This is a genomic window from Pseudonocardia sp. T1-2H (genome assembly GCF_038039215.1).
In the GTDB taxonomy this organism is placed as follows: Bacteria; Actinomycetota; Actinomycetes; order Mycobacteriales; family Pseudonocardiaceae; genus Pseudonocardia.
In genome coordinates, this window is sequence record NZ_JBBPCL010000001.1 from 624,728 (window position 1) to 642,525 (window position 17,798).

15 protein-coding genes and 1 pseudogene are annotated in these 17,798 nt (G+C 73.1%); 13 read left to right on the forward strand and 3 right to left on the reverse strand.

Features of this window, described 5'->3' with window-relative positions; translation table 11 throughout:
- Nucleotides 1-4 precede the first annotated feature (4 nt).
- From WBK50_RS03130 to WBK50_RS03140, 3 genes are all read left to right on the forward strand, one after another.
- Nucleotides 5-1,339 (forward strand): sensor histidine kinase, encoded by a 1,335-nt coding sequence (locus WBK50_RS03130; RefSeq protein ID WP_341334142.1) that lies wholly within the window; start codon nt 5-7, stop codon nt 1,337-1,339.
- A gap of 133 nt (nt 1,340-1,472) precedes the next feature.
- Nucleotides 1,473-2,312: an NUDIX domain-containing protein gene (locus tag WBK50_RS03135; RefSeq protein ID WP_341334143.1), complete on the forward strand. Its 840-nt coding sequence runs from the start codon at nt 1,473-1,475 to the stop codon at nt 2,310-2,312.
- Nucleotides 2,313-2,478: 166 nt separating this feature from the next.
- Nucleotides 2,479-3,384, forward strand: a complete 906-nt coding sequence (locus WBK50_RS03140) for a DUF559 domain-containing protein (RefSeq protein WP_341334144.1) — start codon at nt 2,479-2,481, stop codon at nt 3,382-3,384.
- 294 nt (nt 3,385-3,678) lie between these two features.
- Here the strand turns inward: WBK50_RS03140 and WBK50_RS03145 are convergent, their stop codons facing one another.
- Nucleotides 3,679-3,819, reverse strand: coding sequence for a hypothetical protein (locus WBK50_RS03145; protein WP_341339587.1), 141 nt, complete (start codon nt 3,817-3,819; stop codon nt 3,679-3,681).
- A 90-nt stretch (nt 3,820-3,909) separates the two neighbouring features.
- Here WBK50_RS03145 and typA point away from each other — a divergent pair, with 90 nt between their 5' ends.
- From typA to WBK50_RS03180, 7 genes and pseudogenes are all read left to right on the forward strand, one after another.
- Nucleotides 3,910-5,835, forward strand: a complete 1,926-nt coding sequence (typA, locus tag WBK50_RS03150; RefSeq protein ID WP_341339273.1) for a translational GTPase TypA — start codon at nt 3,910-3,912, stop codon at nt 5,833-5,835.
- A 121-nt stretch (nt 5,836-5,956) separates the two neighbouring features.
- A complete protein-coding gene (locus WBK50_RS03155) occupies nt 5,957-7,789 on the forward strand; it encodes an ABC transporter family substrate-binding protein (RefSeq protein ID WP_341334145.1) in 1,833 nt (610 codons plus the stop codon).
- Nucleotides 7,790-8,020: 231 nt separating this feature from the next.
- Nucleotides 8,021-9,724, forward strand: a complete 1,704-nt coding sequence (locus WBK50_RS03160) for a peptide ABC transporter substrate-binding protein (protein ID WP_341334146.1) — start codon at nt 8,021-8,023, stop codon at nt 9,722-9,724.
- Between the two features lie 85 nt (nt 9,725-9,809).
- Nucleotides 9,810-10,742, forward strand: a complete 933-nt coding sequence (locus WBK50_RS03165) for an ABC transporter permease (protein WP_341334147.1) — start codon at nt 9,810-9,812, stop codon at nt 10,740-10,742.
- A gap of 58 nt (nt 10,743-10,800) precedes the next feature.
- Nucleotides 10,801-11,703, forward strand: a pseudogene (locus tag WBK50_RS03170) (ABC transporter permease); the annotation flags it as partial.
- Nucleotides 11,704-11,773: 70 nt separating this feature from the next.
- On the forward strand, nt 11,774-13,891 hold the full coding sequence (locus tag WBK50_RS03175; RefSeq protein ID WP_341334148.1) for an ABC transporter ATP-binding protein: 2,118 nt from the start codon (nt 11,774-11,776) through the stop codon (nt 13,889-13,891).
- Nucleotides 13,888-14,304 (forward strand): VOC family protein, encoded by a 417-nt coding sequence (locus tag WBK50_RS03180; protein ID WP_341334149.1) that lies wholly within the window; start codon nt 13,888-13,890, stop codon nt 14,302-14,304. Before WBK50_RS03175 ends, WBK50_RS03180 begins: the two co-directional genes overlap by 4 nt.
- Here WBK50_RS03180 and WBK50_RS03185 read toward each other — a convergent pair.
- The gene (locus tag WBK50_RS03185) at nt 14,241-14,735 is read right to left on the reverse strand and encodes a GNAT family N-acetyltransferase (RefSeq protein ID WP_341334150.1); all 495 of its coding nucleotides are present in this window, start codon (nt 14,733-14,735) and stop codon (nt 14,241-14,243) included. The genes WBK50_RS03180 and WBK50_RS03185 overlap by 64 nt on opposite strands.
- A gap of 41 nt (nt 14,736-14,776) precedes the next feature.
- Between WBK50_RS03185 and mshB the strand changes: the two genes are divergently transcribed.
- The 3 genes from mshB to WBK50_RS03200 are packed head-to-tail and all read left to right on the forward strand — an operon-like array spanning nt 14,777 to nt 16,822.
- Nucleotides 14,777-15,670 (forward strand): N-acetyl-1-D-myo-inositol-2-amino-2-deoxy-alpha-D-glucopyranoside deacetylase, encoded by an 894-nt coding sequence (gene mshB / locus WBK50_RS03190; protein ID WP_341334151.1) that lies wholly within the window; start codon nt 14,777-14,779, stop codon nt 15,668-15,670.
- On the forward strand, nt 15,667-16,059 hold the full coding sequence (locus tag WBK50_RS03195; RefSeq protein ID WP_341334152.1) for a hypothetical protein: 393 nt from the start codon (nt 15,667-15,669) through the stop codon (nt 16,057-16,059). Before mshB ends, WBK50_RS03195 begins: the two co-directional genes overlap by 4 nt.
- Nucleotides 16,049-16,822: a hypothetical protein gene (locus WBK50_RS03200; RefSeq protein WP_341334153.1), complete on the forward strand. Its 774-nt coding sequence runs from the start codon at nt 16,049-16,051 to the stop codon at nt 16,820-16,822. Before WBK50_RS03195 ends, WBK50_RS03200 begins: the two co-directional genes overlap by 11 nt.
- On the opposite strand, the gene WBK50_RS03205 is transcribed toward WBK50_RS03200, so the two are convergent.
- The gene (locus WBK50_RS03205) at nt 16,776-17,780 is read right to left on the reverse strand and encodes a GNAT family N-acetyltransferase (RefSeq protein ID WP_341334154.1); all 1,005 of its coding nucleotides are present in this window, start codon (nt 17,778-17,780) and stop codon (nt 16,776-16,778) included. The genes WBK50_RS03200 and WBK50_RS03205 overlap by 47 nt on opposite strands.
- Nucleotides 17,781-17,798: the final 18 nt, after the last annotated feature.

Sequence of the window (17,798 nt, forward strand, 5' to 3'; positions counted from 1 at the left end):
GCGGATGAGTCGACGCGCGGTCCGGCTGCGGGCCTGGTGGCGGCGGCGCTCGCTGCGGGTCCGGATCACCGTCGTGGTGGGGGGTGTCGCGCTGGTCGCCCTGCTGGCCCTGAGCCGGCTCGGCGTCGGGCTGCTCTACACCACGCTCCTCGGCGCCGCGGACGCCGAGCTCCGGGGCCAGGCGGAGATCGTCGCCGGCCGGTTGACGAGTGGGGAGACCGTGAACGCGCCGGGGATCGCACCGTCGATCCGGATCGTGGACGTCGCCGGGAACGCGGTCGACGGCCGCGGCCCGCTCCCGCTGGAGCCGCGGGACGTCCGCCGGCTGGCGGCCGGCGAGGCGGAGTCGGTGTTCCGCGGCCGGGAGGCGATTCGCTGGGTCGCGGAGCCGGTGGTGATGCCGGACGGCACGACGAAGCTGGTCCTGGCCTCGGGGGACCTCGTCGGCGGGGCGACCCTGCTGGCGCGCGCGGCCGTCGGCTTCCTGCTCGCGGCGTTGCTGGTGGCCGCGATCGTCGCGGCGACGGCGTGGGTCGCCACCCGGTTCGCGCTGCGGCCCGTGGACCGGATGCGCTCCGCCGCCGCGGCGCTCCCGCCCGGGGAACGGCTTCCCGTGCCCGTCGCCCGGGACGAGCTGCGGTCCCTCGCCGAGGAGCTGAACTCGCTGCTCGCCCGCCGGGACGACGCCGTCACCCGGCTCGAGCGCTTCACCGGGGACGCCGCGCACGAGCTGCGCTCACCGGTCGCGGCGATCCGCGCGCAGGCCGAGGTCGCCGTCGCGCACCCGGATCCGGCGCTGGCCGAGGAGACGCTGCGCGACGTCGCGGGGGAGGCCCAACGGCTGTCCGCGCTGCTCTCGGACCTGCTCGCGCTCGCTCGGGCGGACGCCGGGCGGCGGCCCGCCGCCGAGCCGGTGGACCTGGTCGGCGCGGCGCGGCTCGCGGTGGCCCGCGCCGGGCAGGACGGCCCGGCGGTCGAGCTGGTCGCGCCCGCCGCGGCGTCCGTGGCCGCGAGCCCCGCGGAGATCGGCCTCGTGCTGGACAACCTGCTCGGCAACGCCCGCCGCTACGCCCGCACGCTGGTCCGGGTCGAGGTGCTCCCGGCGGGACGGCGCACCCGGCTCGTCGTCTCCGACGACGGTCCCGGCATCCCGGCCGACGACCGCCGCCGGGTCTTCGACCGCTTCACCCGCCTCGCCCCCGAGGCCGACGGCGGGCACGCGGGACTGGGTCTCGCCCTGGTCGAGGCGCTGGTGGGCGGCCGCGGTGGCGAGGTCGTCGCCGGGGAGTCCGCCTGGGGCGGCGCCCGCCTCGAGGTCCGCTGGCCCACCCCCACCTGACCCCGCGAGTCGCGACGAGAGACCGCGCGAGTCGCGGTCCGGGACCGGGCGAGTCGCGCTGAGGGACCGGGCGAGTCGCGATGGGGGACCGCGCGAGTCGGGGTCTCCCGGCCCGCCTGACACGATCACGCGCATGCCCGTCCAGCGCTGCACGACGTTCGTCGACGCCCCGCGCCGCCTCGTGGCCGGCATGCTCCGGGACTCCGAGGCCGCGCGGGAGGCCCTCGCCCGGGCCGGGCACGACTTCTCGTCGTCCGTCCGGCTGCTCGCACCCGGGGACGAGGCGGTCCTCGTCGGCCGCGTCCTTCCCGGCGTCCGGCTGTCGTTCCGGAGCCGCATCCTGCGGGTCTCGCCCGAGGGGATGACGTCCGTGCTGGTCGGCGGCCTCGCCCGCGCGCTCACCCACACCACCACGCTCACCGAGGAGGACGGCGGGACCCGGCTGACCGACGAGATCGCCTGGACGTCCCCGTTCGGCCCGCTCGGCCGCGTCGGCGACGTCGTGCTGGTCCGGCGGCTGATCCGGAAGATCCTCGACGTCCGGGCCGTCGCCTTCGCCCAGCGCGCGGCGGCGCTCGCCGACGGCTCGGTCGTGGTCGCGACCGCGCTGGTCCGAGACGGCCGGGTGCTCGCCGCACGACGGTCGTACCCCCCGGAGCTGGCCGGGCGCTGGGAGCTGCCCGGCGGACGCGTCGAACCGGGGGAGAGCGAGGCGGACGCGCTGGCCCGGGAGTGCCGCGAGGAGCTGGGGACCGATGCGGTCGCCCGGGAACGGCTGGGTACCGACCTGCCCGTCTGCGGGGCGCTGGTGCGGGTGTACGTGGCGGATCCCGCGCCGGGCGCCGCGGAACCGCAGGCGCTCGAACACCTGGAGATCCGCTGGGTGTGTCCGGGGGAGCTGGCCACGCTGGGCTGGGTGGAGGCGGACCGCGCGGTCGTCGCGGACCTGCAGGGACTGCTCGCGGACCGCTGATCACCGGACGCGACCCCGATGCGGCCCTCGGTGGCCGTGTCCGGGCCGCTTCCGACGATCACCGGGGTGGGCGCCCCGGGCGCCGCCCACCCCGCCGCGCTGCGCCGAACCGGTGATCCTCGGATTCGACGGAACCGGCCCGTGCCGCGGCCCGTCGAAGGTGGTCATGACGGTCACCCCGCACCTCAGCGTCGCTGTCCACCTCCGCCGCCAGGCCGGTGTGATCACCCGGCGGCAGGCCCGCGCCGCGGGCCTGTCGGCGGACACGATCGACCGCAGGCTCGCGAGCCGCCGCTGGAAACCGCTGCACCCGCAGGTCTACCTGGACTCCGCGCACCGGCCCACGGACGAGGTGCGGGTCCGGAGCGCGGTGCTCTGGGCGGGCGGCGACGCCGTGCTGTCCGGGGTCGCGGCGGCGTGGTGGCACGGGATCGCCACCGCGCTGCCGGAGAACGTGCAGGTCACGGTTCCGCGGGCCCGGTGCCCGCGGGCGCGGCCGGGCGTGGGCGTCCGGCGGCGGGAGCTCGAGGCCGCCGACCTGACCTCCCGGCTCGGAGTCTCCGTGACCGCGGTCCCGCTCACCGTCCTGGAAGCCGCCGTCGAGCTCGGGCCGGAGGGACGGCCGTTCCTGGACCGGGCCCTGCAGGTCTCGACCACGTTCCCCGAGGTCCTCGAGTCCTACCACCGCAACCTCGGCGCGCACGGCTCGTCGACCATGCGGGCGCTGCTCACCACCGCCGCGGACCACTCGGCGTCCGCGGCGGAGCGGCGGCTCGCCGACCTGCTCCGCGAGGCCCGGCTCACGGGCTGGCGGCCGCACTTCCCGTTCTCGGGGTTCCTGGTCGACGTCGCGTTCCCGGAGTACCGGCTCGCGCTCGAGGTCGACGGGTGGGCGGGCCACGTGGACGACGCCCGCCGCCGGCAGGACCTGTGGCGGCGCAGCGTGCTGACGCGAGGCGGCTGGACGGTGCTCCGGTTCACCTGGCACGACATCGTCGGCCGGCCGCGGGCGGTGCTGGCGGAGATCGTGCACGCGATCGGGCGCGGCCGCCGGGCCCGCACGGTCTCGTGATCGCCGGAAAGGGCACTGGATCGGTCGAGAGAGCGCTGGATCACTGTGTGAAGTAGGTCATCGTCCAGCCATGATCCACGCCCGAGGGCGAGCGCTCCGGACCGCCAGGGTGTAGTGGGCCGAAACGACGTTCCGCCGCAGCGGCCGACCCGCGCCGGAGACTCCGGAGGAACGCCGCGAACCATGATCGGAAATCGGCTGCGCGATAGCGCACCCGTACCGGGTGGTGTAGCGGAATCGCTGGTCAGAGGGCATGCGGAGTCGCGCAACAGCCCGGCCGGACGGCCCGCGGACTCAGTAGACGCGGGCGGCCTTGATCGCGCGCGCGAGCTCCTTACCTCGCAGATCCAGCTTGTCGATCTTCGTCATCCGGAGCGCCACCACGGGGCAGTTCTTGCACCGTTTCGGCTTCGAGCGGCAGCACTTCTTCTTCACCTTGCCCATCGTGAGGCGAGCCTAGGCTGACCTACGGCGGGGGTCCAGGGTTCGGACGAGATACCGTGAAGTGTGACCACACCCGGATCCATTCTCGAGGCCGCCCCGGAGACCGCCGATCGCGGTCTTCCCGACGCGCGGCACGAGCTGCGCAACGTCGCCATCGTGGCGCACGTCGACCACGGAAAGACCACTCTTGTCGACGCCATGCTGCGCGCTTCCGGTGCGTTCGGTGAGCGTGCGGAGCTCGTGGACCGCGTGATGGACTCCGGCGATCTCGAGCGCGAGAAGGGCATCACCATTCTCGCGAAGAACACCACTGTCAACTGGCACGGCGTGACGGTGAACGTCATCGACACCCCCGGCCACGCGGACTTCGGGGGCGAGGTCGAGCGCGGCCTCTCCATGGTCGACGGCGTGGTGCTGCTCGTCGACGCCTCCGAGGGCCCGCTCCCGCAGACCCGCTTCGTCCTGCGCAAGACCCTCTCCGCAGGCCTGCCGGTCATGCTGGTCGTCAACAAGACCGACCGCGCCGACGCGCGGATCGAAGAGGTCGTCGACGAGTCGCTGGAGCTCCTGCTCGAGCTGGCCGACGAGCTCGAGCTCGACGAGGACGCCACCGCCCGGCTGCTCGACCTCCCGGTCGTCTACGCGTCCGGCCGCGCCGGGCGCGCGAGCCGCAACCGGCCCGGCGACGGCGAGCTGCCGGACTCCGAGGACCTCCAGCCGCTGTTCGACGTCCTGATGGACACCGTGCCGCCGCCCGCCGACAACCCCGACGCGCCGCTGCAGGCGCACGTCACCAACCTCGACGCCACCAACTTCCTCGGCCGGATCGCGCTCTGCCGCATCCGCGCCGGCGTCATCCGCCGTGGCCAGCAGGTCGCGTGGATGCAGGAGGGCGGAAAGGTCACCCGCGTCAAGATCACGGAGCTGCTGCGCACCGAGGCCCTGACCCGGGTCCCCGCCGAGGCCGCTTACGCAGGCGACATCGTCGCCGTCGCGGGCATCGCGGACGTCACCATCGGTGACACGCTCGCGGACCCCGACAACCCGATCGCGCTCGAGCGGATCCACGTCGACGAGCCGGCGATCTCGATGACCATCGGCATCAACACGTCGCCGCTGGTCGGCCGGGACCCGCACCCGGGCGCCAAGCTCACCGCACGCCAGGTGAAGAGCCGGCTGGAGTCGGAGCTGGTCGGCAACGTCTCGCTCCGGGTGCTGCCCACCGAGCGTCCGGACACCTGGGAGGTCCAGGGCCGTGGCGAGCTGGCCCTGGCGATCCTGGTCGAGACGATGCGCCGCGAGGGCTTCGAGCTGACCGTCGGCAAGCCCGAGGTCGTCACGAAGATGATCGACGGCAAGGTGCACGAGCCGTTCGAGCAGCTCTCGATCGACGTGCCCACCGAGTCCCTCGGCGCCGTCACCCAGCTGCTCGCCGCCCGCAAGGGCGAGATGAGCCAGATGGTGCACGGCGAGACGCGGGTACGGCTGGACTTCCGGGTCCCGTCCCGCGGCCTGATCGGCTTCCGCACGGAGTTCCTGACGATCACCCGCGGCGCGGGCATCGCCAGCCACGTCTTCGACGGCTACGGCCCCTGGGTCGGCGAGATCAGCAACCGCCTGCGCGGCTCGCTGATCGCGGACCGCAGCGGCCCGGTCACCGGGTACGCGGTGGACGCGCTGTCCGACCGTGGCGTCCTGTTCGTGGGCCCCGGCACCCTCGTCTACGACGGCATGGTGATCGGCGAGTACACCCGCAACGAGGACCTCGAGGTCAACATCGTGCGGGAGAAGAAGCTCACCAACATGCGCAAGTCGACCGGGGACGAGCTGATCAAGCTCACCCCGCCGACGATCCTCACCCTCGAGCAGTCCCTCGAGTTCTGCGCGAACGACGAGTGCGTCGAGGTGACCCCGGAGAACGTCCGGATCCGCAAGGTCGAGCTGGACTCGCACCTGCGTGGCCGTCAGCGTGCCCGGGCGAAGGCCGCCAACGCGTCCAAGGCGTGACCCACCACCGCCCGGGCGGGCCGATCGAGGAGTCGATCCGCCCCGCCCGGGCGGTGTCGTGCGGCGGTGCGACGATGGCCCCCCGGCGGGCCGCACGGCCCGCCCCGGCGGGAGGACGGGCGTGAGGACCGAGCGATCGCTGCTCGCCGTGCTGGTCGCGGCGCTGCTCGCGTTCCTCGCCGCGTGCACCGACCGGCCCGTCGACCAGCCCGCGCCCGCCCCCGCTCCGCCGCCCGTCCCGACGTCGACCCAGATCGTCGTCGGCGTCGACGACCTGGGCTCCGGTTTCAACCCGCATCTGACGGCGGACCGGTCCGCGGTCACGACGGCGCTGTCCACCCTGGTCCTGCCCTCGGTGTTCCGGCCGGACGCGAACGGGGACCTGCAGCTCGACCGGACCATCGCGACGAGCGCCGCGGTCACCTCCACCAGCCCGTTCACGGTCAGCTACGAGCTGAACGTGCAGGCGTCCTGGTCGTCGAACTCGCCGATCGCGGCCGAGGACTTCGTCTACCTCTGGGAGCAGATGCGCTCCCAGCCGGGGACGGTCGACGCCGCGGGCTACAAGCTGATCACCGACGTGCGCTCGCGGGCCGGCGGCAAGGCCGTCGACGTCGTGTTCTCCGAGGCGTACCCGAACTGGTCGCACCTCTTCTCGGACCTGCTGCCCGCGCACATCCTCAAGGACGCCCCGGGTTCCTGGACGGGCGCGCTCGCCGGCGGACTCCCGGTGTCCGGCGGGCCGTTCCGCGTCGTGACGGTGGACCGCTCGCGCGGCGAGGTCGTCCTCGCGCGCAACGACCTCTACTGGGCCACCCCCAGCACCCTGGACCGGATCGTGCTGCGCCGGCTCGACCCGCCGACGCTGGCCGAGGGCCTGCGCACCGGGGACGTCCAGGTGGCGATCCCGGCGTCGGGCGCGAAGGTCCGCGCCGCCCTCGCGCCGCTGGGCGCCGCCGTCCGCACACAGCAGGCCCCGCGGCCGACCGTCAGCGAGCTCCGGCTGCGGTCCGACGGCGGCCCGCTCGTCGACACCCGGGTCCGGCAGGCCGTAGGTGCGATCGTGGACCGGGAGGCGATCCGCACCGCCGTCGCCCCGGACTCGCTCGCCGCGGACGCGTTCGGCCTCGCCCCCTCCCAGCCGGGCTACGCCGCCACCGCGCCCGCGGGTGCTCCCGCCCGCCCGGACCCTGCGGCGGCGGAGCAGCTGCTCACCGAGGCCGGCTACACGCGCGACGCCGACGGCCGGTGGTCCCTGGGCAGGACGCCGCTGCGGCTCGTGATCGGCGCCGGCGCCGAACGGACGACCGACGTGGCGGTGGCCCAGCTCGTCGCGCAGCAGCTGCGGGCCGCGGGGATCACGGTCGACGTGGTCGCCCCGCCCTCGGCGGACCTGTTCACTGCGCCGACGGTGCCCGCCACCCCGCCGTCCACGACGACCCCGGCCCCCTCGCCGGGCGCGAGCGCGGCGCCCACGACGACCCCGGCCCCCACGCCCGCCGCGGCCGCGACGGGTACCACCGCACCGACCACGGCGTCGAGCACCACCCTCTCGTCGGGGGCCCCGGCGCCGGGCGCGGCGGTCCCGGTCGACGTCCTGGTGCGTCCCCGCGCGGTCGGTGGCGACCTCGGGGCCCAGCTCGCGTCGGACTACGGCTGCGCCACCCCGACGGCTACCGTCCCGAACCCGCCGGCGACCCCGGCGGCCTTCTGCTCCACGGCCCTGCAGCCGGTCCTGGACAGCCTCGCGAACGCCGCGACCCCCGACCCCGGACAGCTGGCCACGACCGAGCGGGTGCTGTGGGCGCAGCTGCCCGCGCTGCCGTTGTTCCAGCCCGTGGGCCTCGTCGTCAGCACCACTGCGGGCGACGCGGCGACGGCCGGGATCGGACCCGGCCCGTTGACGACGGGCCCCCTCACGGGCGCCCAGCGCTGGACCGCGCCACACGGCTGAGAAGCGCTTTATCGCCTCCCGCATGCTGATCGTTACCGGTGGGTAATAAGCTCGCATCTGCGGTTTTCTCGCCTGATCACCCTTTGGTTACGAAGCTGGCGGGAGGACCTGCGAGATTCCTAAGTTGCTCGGGGCGGTGCGCCCGTCTCAGCACAGGGACGCGTCTCGCCGCACCGAACTGAACGGGTCTGCCGATCGGGAGGGCCCGGCAACGAAGGGTCAGGAAAGTCGATGAGGAGATCGAGGGCAGCCCTGTCTGCCGTCGCGGTCACGGCGGTGGCCAGCATCGTGCTCGCGGGCTGCTCCCAGCAGTCCAACCAGAATTCAGGACAGACCGCCGCGGCGGCAACCGGTTTCCCGGAGACGGCCGACGCCCCGGACGTGCCGGGCAAGCCCGGTGGCGTCTTCCGTCTCGGCATCGTCGAGCCCACGGCGATCGACCCGTACAACGCCCAGGAGTCCGAGGGCATCCTGGTCAACAAGCAGCTGTTCACCGGGCTGGTCCAGGTCGAGCCGGACGGCACCGTGATCCCGGGCGTGGCCCAGAAGTGGGAGTCGAACTCCGACTGCACCCAGTGGACGTTCACCCTCAAGCCGGGCACGACCTTCAGCAACGGTGAGGTCGTCGACGCCGCGGCGTTCAAGCGCGGCTGGGAGCGCACCGCCGCCAAGGCCTCGGCCTCCGACACCGCTTACCACCTCGACGAGGTCCAGGGCTACGCGCAGCTGCAGGACGGTAGCGCCACCACGTTCTCCGGTGTCGACGCCGCCGACCCGAACGTCCTCAAGGTCACCCTCGCCAAGCCGGACTGTGAGTTCGAGATCCGCGGTGCGCATCCGGCGCTCAGCCCGGTCCCGACCGTTGCCGGCCCGGCGAGCAACACGGCCTACAACGACCTCCCGATCGGCAACGGCCCGTTCAAGATGGACGGCCCGTGGCAGCATGACAAGGGCATCCGGCTCGTCCGCAACGACACCTACGGCGCCGGCCCGAAGGCGAACCTCGACGCCGTCGAGATCACCATCACCCCGGCCGACCAGGGTGCGCAGGCCGAGTACAACGGCTTCCAGAACGGCCAGTTCGACTGGGCGCGCATGCCCACGCCCGTCCTGGCCCAGGCCCGGGCGCAGTACGACCCGCAGGGCGAGTGGCTGAACAAGAAGACGGCGGGCATCAACTACCTGCTCGTCTCGGTCACCCAGAAGCCCCTCGATACCGCGGACGCCCGCAAGGCGATCTCGGAGGCGATCGACCGCAACGCCATCGCCCAGGGCGTGTTCCAGAACTCGCAGGTCCCGGCCACCGCGCTGATCCCCGCGTCGTTCAAGGGCGCGTACCAGGAGGGTGTGTGCACCGCCTGCAAGTACGACGTCGCGGACGCCAAGAGGCTCGCGCAGTCGTCCGGCCTCGTCCCCGGCACCGCGGTGAACTTCCAGTTCAACACCGGTGGCGGGCACGAGGAGTGGACCGCCGCGGTCAAGCAGCAGCTGGAGACCAACCTCGGGCTCAAGGTCACCTACAGCGGCGTGCCGTTCCGTGACCTGCTGAAGAACGAGCAGGCCCCGGGTGCCACCGGCCTCTACCGGGCGGCCTGGAGTGCCGACTACCCCACGGCGGGCAACTTCCTCGGCCCGCTGCTCTCGACCGCCGCGATCGGCGCCGCGAGCCCGCAGGACGTCGCCCAGGGCGACAACCGCGGCCGCTACAGCAACCCGCAGTTCGACAGCCTGCTCGCGCAGGCGTCCTCGACCCAGGACGACGCCAAGCGCAACGACCTCTACAAGCAGGCCGAGAAGATCGCCATCGGCGACGACATGGCGCTCATCCCGCTGTGGGCCCGCCAGCAGTCCCGGCTGGTCAACACGGCGAAGTTCGCCAACATCAAGTTCGACTTCTTCGAGAACCCGACGCTGGCCACGATCACCACGAAGTGAGCCGGTCGTAGTCGACATCAGGCGGTGGCCCGGGGCGACGTAGAGTCCCCGGGTCACCGCCGTGTTCCGTCGGGAGTCCCCTCACATGGGAAAGTTCATCCTGCGCCGAGCCGCCCAGGCGATCCTGGTCATCCTCGTCGCCACCCTGCTGATCTTCCTGGCCACCTTCGCCCTGGGAGATCCCTTCGCCTCCACCGGCGAGAAGGCCGTGCCGCCCGCGATCGCGGCCGCCAACCGCGCCAAGTACGGCATGGACCACTCGCTGCCGGTCCAGTACCTCACCTACCTGGGCAACATGGTCCGGGGAGACTTCGGCATCGACTTCAACCAGAACCGGCCCGTCTCGGAGCTGCTCGCCGCGACGATCCCGAACACGGTCAAGCTGGCCGTCGCCGCGATCCTGCTCGACGTGCTGATCGGGGTCGGCGCGGGCGTCATCGCCGCCGTCAAGCGCTACTCGTTCTGGGACGTCCTGGTCACCGTCACCTCGACGCTGGCGATCGGCGTCCCCGCATTCGTGATCGGCATCCTGCTGGTGGCCAACGTGTCCGGCTGGGGCCCGTTCCCGCCGGTCCCGCGAAGTTTCACGGTCCAGGTCAACTGGCTCAACGAGCTGATCCTGCCGGCCTTCACGCTGGCCGTCATCGACGCCGCGTTCATCGCCCGGCTGATGCGCGGGTCGATGCTCGAGGTGCTGAGAGCGGACTTCATCCGCACGGCCCGGGCCAAGGGCCTGCCCGAGCGCACCGTCATCACCAAGCACGCGATGCGCAACTCGCTGATCCCCGTCGTCACCTACATCGGCATCTCGCTGGGCGTGCTGTTCGGCGGTGCGATCATCACCGAGACGATCTTCCAGTACAACGGCGTGGGCTACCTGCTGTCGCGGTCCATCGTGCAGAGCAACGCGCCGGTCATCATCGCGATCGTGGTCTTCAGCGTCGTCGTGTACGTGCTGCTGAGCCTGGTCGTGGACATCCTCTACGCCTATCTCGATCCGCGGATCAGACTCAGTTGATCTCTCAGCGCCGAAGAGTCCGTCCGCGACAACTCGAGAGAACCGAGCCAACCCTCCCATGACCCTTCCCACCTCGTCGTCCAGCGACCCGGCCGCCGGGGCGCTCGGACTGCCCACCGCCGAGATCGCCCCGCCCGAGCCCGACACCCCGGTGACCCCGGGGAAGACCCCGCGGCGCAGGAACAGCCAGTTCGCCGACATCTGGCGCCGCTTCCGGCGCAACAAGCTCGCGATGCTCGGACTGGTGATCATCGCCGTGCTGGTCGTGCTGGCGATCATCGGTCCGTTCATCACCCCGTACGACCCGTTCGAGCAGAACCTGCTCAACACGCTGCAGCCCCCCAGCTCCAGCCACTGGTTCGGCACCGACGTGCTCGGTCGGGACCTCTACTCCGGCATCATCTACGGCGTCCGCGTCGCCATGATCGTCGGCGTGTGCACCGTGGCCTTCTCGCTGCTCATCGGGGTGTCGCTCGGTGCGCTGGCAGGCTTCAGGGGGGGTGCCTGGGACGCCGTGATCAGCCGGATCATGGACGTGTTCCTGGCGTTCCCGCAGCTGATCGGTGCGATCGTCGTCGTCCGGGCGATCGGCAACGGCGTCGCCACGGTGATCGTCGCGCTCGTCGTCCTCGGCTGGGTCACCACCGGCCGGCTGATGCGGGGGCAGATGCTCGCCCTGCGCGAGGCGGAGTACGTGGAGGCCGCCCGGTCGATCGGGGCGGACAACGGGCGGATCGTGCGCCGCCACATCCTGCCGAACGCCATCGCCCCGGTGTTCGTCTACGCGTTCACCAGCATCGGCGTGGCGGTGGTCGCCATGGCGTCGCTGTCCTACCTCGGTATCGGCGTCCCGCCGGACATCCCCGAATGGGGCCGGCTCATCTCCCAGGCGGTGAACTTCCTGCAGGTCGAGGGCAAGGCGTTCCTGTGGATCGCACCCGCCGCCGCGATCGCGATCACGACCCTGGGGTTCGCGTTCGTCGCCGACGGCCTGCGCGACGCCCTCGACCCGAAGCTGCGGGGGGCAACTGATGTCCGAGAACACCGCCCTCGCGAGCGAGGACGTCCTCGGTGCCCGCAGCGACGAGCGCCGCTCGCCGTTGCTCGAGGTCAAGGACCTCCGGGTGCACTTCGAGACCCCTGCCGGCACGGTCAAGGCCGTCGACGGCGTCAACTGGCACGTGCACGAGGGCGAGACCCTCGCGATCGTCGGGGAGTCCGGCTCGGGCAAGTCCGTGTCCGCGATGACGATCCTCGGCCTGGTGCCGAGCCCGCCCGCCGTCTTCCCGAGCGGCGAGGTGCTGCTCAAGGGTCGCTCGCTGCTGGACATGCCGGAGAAGCAGCAGCGCAAGCTGCGCGGCAACGACATCTCGATGATCTTCCAGGACCCGCTGACCGCGCTGAACCCCGTGTTCAAGGTCGGCGACCAGATCGCGGAGATGGTGCGGGTCCACCAGCGGATCGGCAAGCAGGCCGCGTTCCGCAAGGCCGTCGACCTGCTGGGCGAGGTCGGCATCCCCAATCCCGCCGTCCGGGCGGGGCAGTACCCGCACGAGTTCTCCGGCGGCATGCGCCAGCGCGCCATGATCGCGATGGCGCTGGCGAACGACCCGCAGGTCCTGCTGGCGGACGAGCCCACCACGGCGCTCGACGTCACGGTGCAGGCGCAGATCATGCAGCTCCTGGTGGACCTGCAGGAGCGCCGCAACACCGCGATCGTGCTGATCACGCACGACCTCGGCCTGGTCGCGAGCCACGCGGACCGGATAGCGGTCATGTACGCGGGCCGGATCGTGGAGACGGGCACGACGGACGAGATCTTCAGCTCGCCCCGGCACGCCTACACCCACGGTCTGCTGTCCAGCCTGGCCCGGATGGACCACTCGCGGCCGGAGCGCCTCGAGCCGATCCCCGGACAGCCGCCGAACCTCGCCCGGGTGCCGCAGGGCTGCGCGTTCCACCCGCGGTGCGCTTTCGCGACGCAGGAGTGCATCGCCGAGGTCCCGCAGCTCGTCCCCCTGTCGCCGGGTTCCGGGCACCTGCACGCCTGCGTGCACCCGGACCAGGTCGCGATCGCGCACGACACCCCGCGGCCGCATGCCGCGTCCGTCGACGCCGCGGCGTCCACCGGCGGCCGGCCGGTCGTCGAGGTGACGTCGCTGGTCAAGCACTTCCCGATCAAGTCCGGGGTGTTCATCCGGCGCGAGGTCGGCGCGGTGCAGGCGGTCAACGACATCAGCCTGGACATCGAACCGGGGACGACGTTGTCGCTGGTCGGGGAGTCCGGCTGCGGCAAGTCGACCGCGGCCCGGGCGATCCTGCGGCTGCACGAGCCGACGTCGGGCACCGTCCGGGTCGGCGACCGGGACGTCACGGCGCTGAGCCAGCAGGAGCTACGCAAGGCCCGGGAGGACATGCAGATCGTCTTCCAGGACCCCTACGCGTCGCTCAACCCGCGGATGACGGTCCGGCAGATCCTTGAGGAGAAGTACGAGCTGCTCGGCGGGACGGTCACCGGCACGACGATCGAGGACCTGCTCGAGACGGTCGGCCTTTCGGGGGAGTACGCAGACCGGTACCCGCACGAGTTCTCGGGTGGGCAGCGCCAGCGCGTCGGCATCGCCCGGGCGATCGCGCTGAACCCCAAGTTCGTCGTGCTCGACGAGCCGGTGTCCGCCCTGGACGTCTCGATCCAGGCGCAGATCCTGAACCTGCTGGAGAAGCTGCAGGCGGACTTCGGGCTGACCTACCTGTTCATCGCCCACGACCTGTCGGTGGTGCGCCACATCTCCGACCGCGTCGCGGTGATGTACCTCGGCCAGATCGTCGAGATCGCGGACCGGGACGAGCTGTTCGAGCGGCCGCAGCACCCGTACACGCAGGCGCTGATCTCGGCCGTGCCGATCCCGGATCCGGTGATCGAGCGCGAGCGGGAGCGGATCGTCCTGGTCGGCGACGTGCCCAACCCGGCCAACCCGCCGTCGGGCTGCCGGTTCCGGACCCGCTGCTGGAAGTTCGCGGAGGTGCTCTCGGAGAGCCAGCAGCAGGCCTGCCTGGAGCAGGACCCGGAGCTGGTGCGGCACAACGACGTGGCGAACCACCGCGCGGCGTGCCACTACGCCGCCGAGCGCGAGGTCCTGCGCGGGTGACCGACGCCCGGGTCGGGGTCCTGCACCACGTCGAACTGTGGGTGCCGGACCTCGACCGGGCCGTCGCCGAATGGGGCTGGCTGCTCGGCCGGCTCGGGCACGAGGTCTTCCAGGACTGGCCGGGCGGGCGCAGCTGGCGGCTCGGGTCGACCTACCTCGTCGTCGAGCGTTCCCCGGACCAGCTGGGGGAGGCGCACGAGCGGTGCCGTCCCGGGCTGAACCACCTGGCGTTCCACGCGGGCGAGCGGGCCGCCGTCGACGCGCTGGTCGGCGCCGGTCCGGCGCACGGCTGGGCCCCGATGTTCGCGGAGCGCTACCCGTGGGCGGGCGGGCCCGAGCACTACGCGGGCTACCTGGAGAACTCCGACGGCTTCGAGGTCGAGCTCGTCGCGCGGTCCGCCGGGAACTCGTAGGACACCAGCACGAGGCCGGGTAGCACCTCCCGCTGGTCGGTCGGGGTGAAGCCGAGCGAGGCGTACAGCGCGCGGGCCGGGGCGTTGTCCCGGCCCGTCCAGACGACCACCCGGCGGTCCCGGGCGTGCGCCAGGACCGCGGTGACGAGCCGGCGGCCCAGGCCCCGGCGGAACGCCCGGGGCGCGACGACGAGGCGTTCGAGGTCGACCTCCTCGGCCGTCCCGCTCAGCGCGGCGGCGGCGAGCAGGCCGTGGTCGTCCCGGTAGGCGAGCCAGGTCAGCCCGGCCGCGACGAGCGTCTCCGCGGTGTCGTGCAGGGCCGGGATGGCGTCCGAGCCGATCAGCCCCGCCTCCACCCGGTAGGACGCGCGCTGGAGGGCGAGGAGCTCGCCGGCGCACGCGGCCGGGTCCAGGCGCTCGGGAGGCTGCACGCGTGCAGCATCACACAGGCCCCGCCGCATAGAGTGCGCTCGTGACGCTCCCACGCACAGCTGGGCGTCGGCTGCTGCTGGTGCACGCACATCCCGACGACGAGACCCTGACCACCGGCGGTGCCATCGCCCGCTACACCGCCGACCCGGACACCTCCGTGACCGTGGTGACGTGCACCCTCGGCGAGGAGGGCGAGGTCATCCCGCCCGAGCTCCGCGAGCTGGCCCCGGACCGGGCGGACCAGCTCGGCGGCTACCGGGTCCACGAGCTCGCGGGCGCGCTGGCCGCCCTCGGCGGGCCGGACCACCGCTACCTCGGCGGCGCCGCGCACTGGCGGGACAGCGGCATGGTGCTGGCCGGGCACGGCGACGTGTGGGCGGCGACCCCGGCCGAGCTGCACCCGCGCGCGCTGGCCGCGCCCGAGGCGTTCGACGAGCAGCTGGCCCGGCTCCTGGAGATCGTGGACGAGGTGCGGCCGCAGGTCGTCGTCTCCTACGCCCACGACGGCGGCTACGGCCACCCGGACCACGTCCGCGCCCACCGGCTGGTCGCCGCGGCGGTGCAGGCCCGCCCCGACGTCGTCGCGCGGCTGTTCCACGCCGTCGTCGGCCGGACCACCCTGGACAAGGGGCTCGCCGAGATCGTCGGGCTGCCCGGCCTGCCGTTCCGGGCGCCGGGCGAGGACGAGCTGCCCAGCGTCCCGGACGCCGAGGTCACGACCCGGTTGGACGTCACCGCCCACCGGGCCGCCCGGATCGAGGCGATGCGGGCGCACGCCACGCAGATCTCGGTGTGGGACAGCGGGCACGGCCCGGTGGCACTGGCGATGAGCAACGAGGTCGCGCAGCCGCTCCTCGACGTCGAGGAGTACGTGCTGGCGCACGGCGCGGGTCCGGCCCCGGCGGACGACCTGTTCTCGGGGCTCGACCGGTGAGGGCCCTGACGCTCGTCGCGGTGCTGGCGGCCTCCGCCGCGCTCGCCGTCGCCGAGCTGCTCTACCAGCCCACGTACGTCGGCACGGTGCCCGCGCCGCTCGGCACGCTGCTGATCCTCGGCACCATGCCCGCGATGATCCGCGGGGCCGCGACGGTCGCCGCGACGCCGCTGGTGGCGGGGTCGCCGCTGATGATCTGGCTGGTGGTCGTCGGCGTGCTCGGGCTCGCCGGGCCCGGCGGGGACGTGATGCTGCCGGAGACCTGGCAGTCCCTACTGCTGCTCGTCGCGGCCCTGCTCGCGGGTCTGCTGACGTTGCGGCGGGTACTGGACGAGTCGTACGCCGCAGCCGACGGCGAGACGAAGCCGGAGACCACGCGTGTCCGATGACGGCGCCATTCCCGACTCGGTGATCGTCGGGGTGCTCCGGCCGTTCGTGCGGGCCACCCGGCCCGTGCTCGCCGGCCTGCGGGAGTCCGATCCGTTCGGCCTGCGCGGACGGGTGCACTCGGCCCCGGGTGCGGAGGAGGAGCGCTCGCTCAAGGACCGGATCCTGGACACGCTGGCGTCCGTCGAGGTCCCGGGCACCGCGGCGTGGTCGGCGATGGACGTGCACGCCCGCTCGCACTGGTGGATCTACCGGGTCGGCCGGTTCACGACGCTGGTCGCGGCGATCCCCGGCCTCGGCGGTGCGCTGGCCCGCACGCTCCCGGTGTCCGCCACCGTCGGCGCCGCGGGACAGGGCCTGCTGATCGTCGCGATCGCGGGTGAGCACGGGATCGACTCCCGGGACGGTGAGGACCGGATCGTCGAGTTGCTCGCGTCGGTGCTGTTCGGCCGCGAGCTGACGCCGACCGGCACCCTGGACGCCGCCGAGGACGCCGCGGTCGACCGCAGGGCGGACGAGCTCACCGGGGAACTCGGCGAGAAGGACGCGGTTCCGACGGTGGCCAGGATCGGCTCCGCGGTCTGGCGGCTCGGCCGGGCGCTGTACTCCGTCGAGGACGAGCTGGACAAGCGCCCGCACGGCCGCTTCTACCACGAGGCGATCGGCATGCTGCCCGTCGTCGGGGTGGTGGGGAAGTACCTCGGGGAGTGGTCCGGCCTCAAGCGTGCGGCGAAGGCCGCGGAGAAGCGGCTGGCGCGGGCGTGAGGTAGTGGTAGCGGTGGTGCTCGGTGCAGCCCAGCCGCTCGTAGAACGTCCGGGCGGTGGTGTTGTGCAGCGCCACCTGCAGGACGGCCCACTTCGCGCCGCGCGCCAGCGCCCAGCGGGCGGCCGCCGCGGTGAGCGCGGTCCCGACCCCGGTGCGCCTGGCGACGGGGGACGTCGACAGCCGGGACAGGTGCAGGTGGTCCTCGACGAGCGCGCCGCGCACGGCCCCGAGCGGCTCCGGCCCGGCGAGGCCGAAGACGGTCGGCGGGCCGCCGGGGCCCGGGTCGAGGACGTGCTGCTGCGCCCGCGTCGGCGCGCCGCCCTCCGAGAACTCCCACCAGGTGGACGACGCGCGGTCGGTCAGGGAGACCGGCACCCGCCCGTCGGCGCCGGTCAGCAGAGTGAGATCCGCCACCAGGACCGCGACCTCGGCGCCCGCGGCGTGCCCGCAGTCGAGGACCCAGCCGGCGCGCTGGACGGCGGTCGACCACGGCGAGCCGATCGGCGTCTGCACCCGCGGCGGGACGCCCTCGTGCGCGGCCGCGAACTCCTGGACGGCGGCGAGCGCGTCGGCGATCGGCATGCCGGGATCCCCGACCGCCAGGCACGAGTTCGCGCGCCCGGTGAAACCGCCCGCAGCGCGCAGCCGCCAGGCGCCCAACGGGCGGTCGACCAGCGCCGGCCAGGCGTCCGCGCACAACGACTCCAGCCGCGTCACCGCACTCCAGGAGGCCCGGCGCGGGGGTGCCGGGGGTACCGCGCGGACCGCGACGACGGCCTCCCGCGGGACCCGCACCGCACCTTTCCGGGTCTCGACGACGACCGTGCCCCCGCCGCCGTCGGACAGGGTGCCGACGGCGTCGGTGAAAAGGGGCCTGCCGTCCCGTTCCCCGATCCGGTGCCGGAGCGCGACACGCGCCCCGAGCACCGCGTCGAGGTCGATTCCATCGCGTGTCACTGAGGCTTACCTTCCCAT

What these genes read in the sequence shown, in the direction of transcription:
- WBK50_RS03130 (WP_341334142.1), top strand. Translation starts at nt 5, where the DNA reads ATGAGTCGACGCGCGGTCCGGCTGCGGGCCTGGTGGCGGCGGCGCTCG.
- WBK50_RS03135 (WP_341334143.1), top strand. Translation starts at nt 1,473, where the DNA reads ATGCCCGTCCAGCGCTGCACGACGTTCGTCGACGCCCCGCGCCGCCTC.
- WBK50_RS03140 (WP_341334144.1), top strand. Translation starts at nt 2,479, where the DNA reads ATGACGGTCACCCCGCACCTCAGCGTCGCTGTCCACCTCCGCCGCCAG.
- WBK50_RS03160 (WP_341334146.1), top strand. Translation starts at nt 8,021, where the DNA reads ATGAGGAGATCGAGGGCAGCCCTGTCTGCCGTCGCGGTCACGGCGGTG.
- WBK50_RS03165 (WP_341334147.1), top strand. Translation starts at nt 9,810, where the DNA reads ATGGGAAAGTTCATCCTGCGCCGAGCCGCCCAGGCGATCCTGGTCATC.
- WBK50_RS03175 (WP_341334148.1), top strand. Translation starts at nt 11,774, where the DNA reads ATGTCCGAGAACACCGCCCTCGCGAGCGAGGACGTCCTCGGTGCCCGC.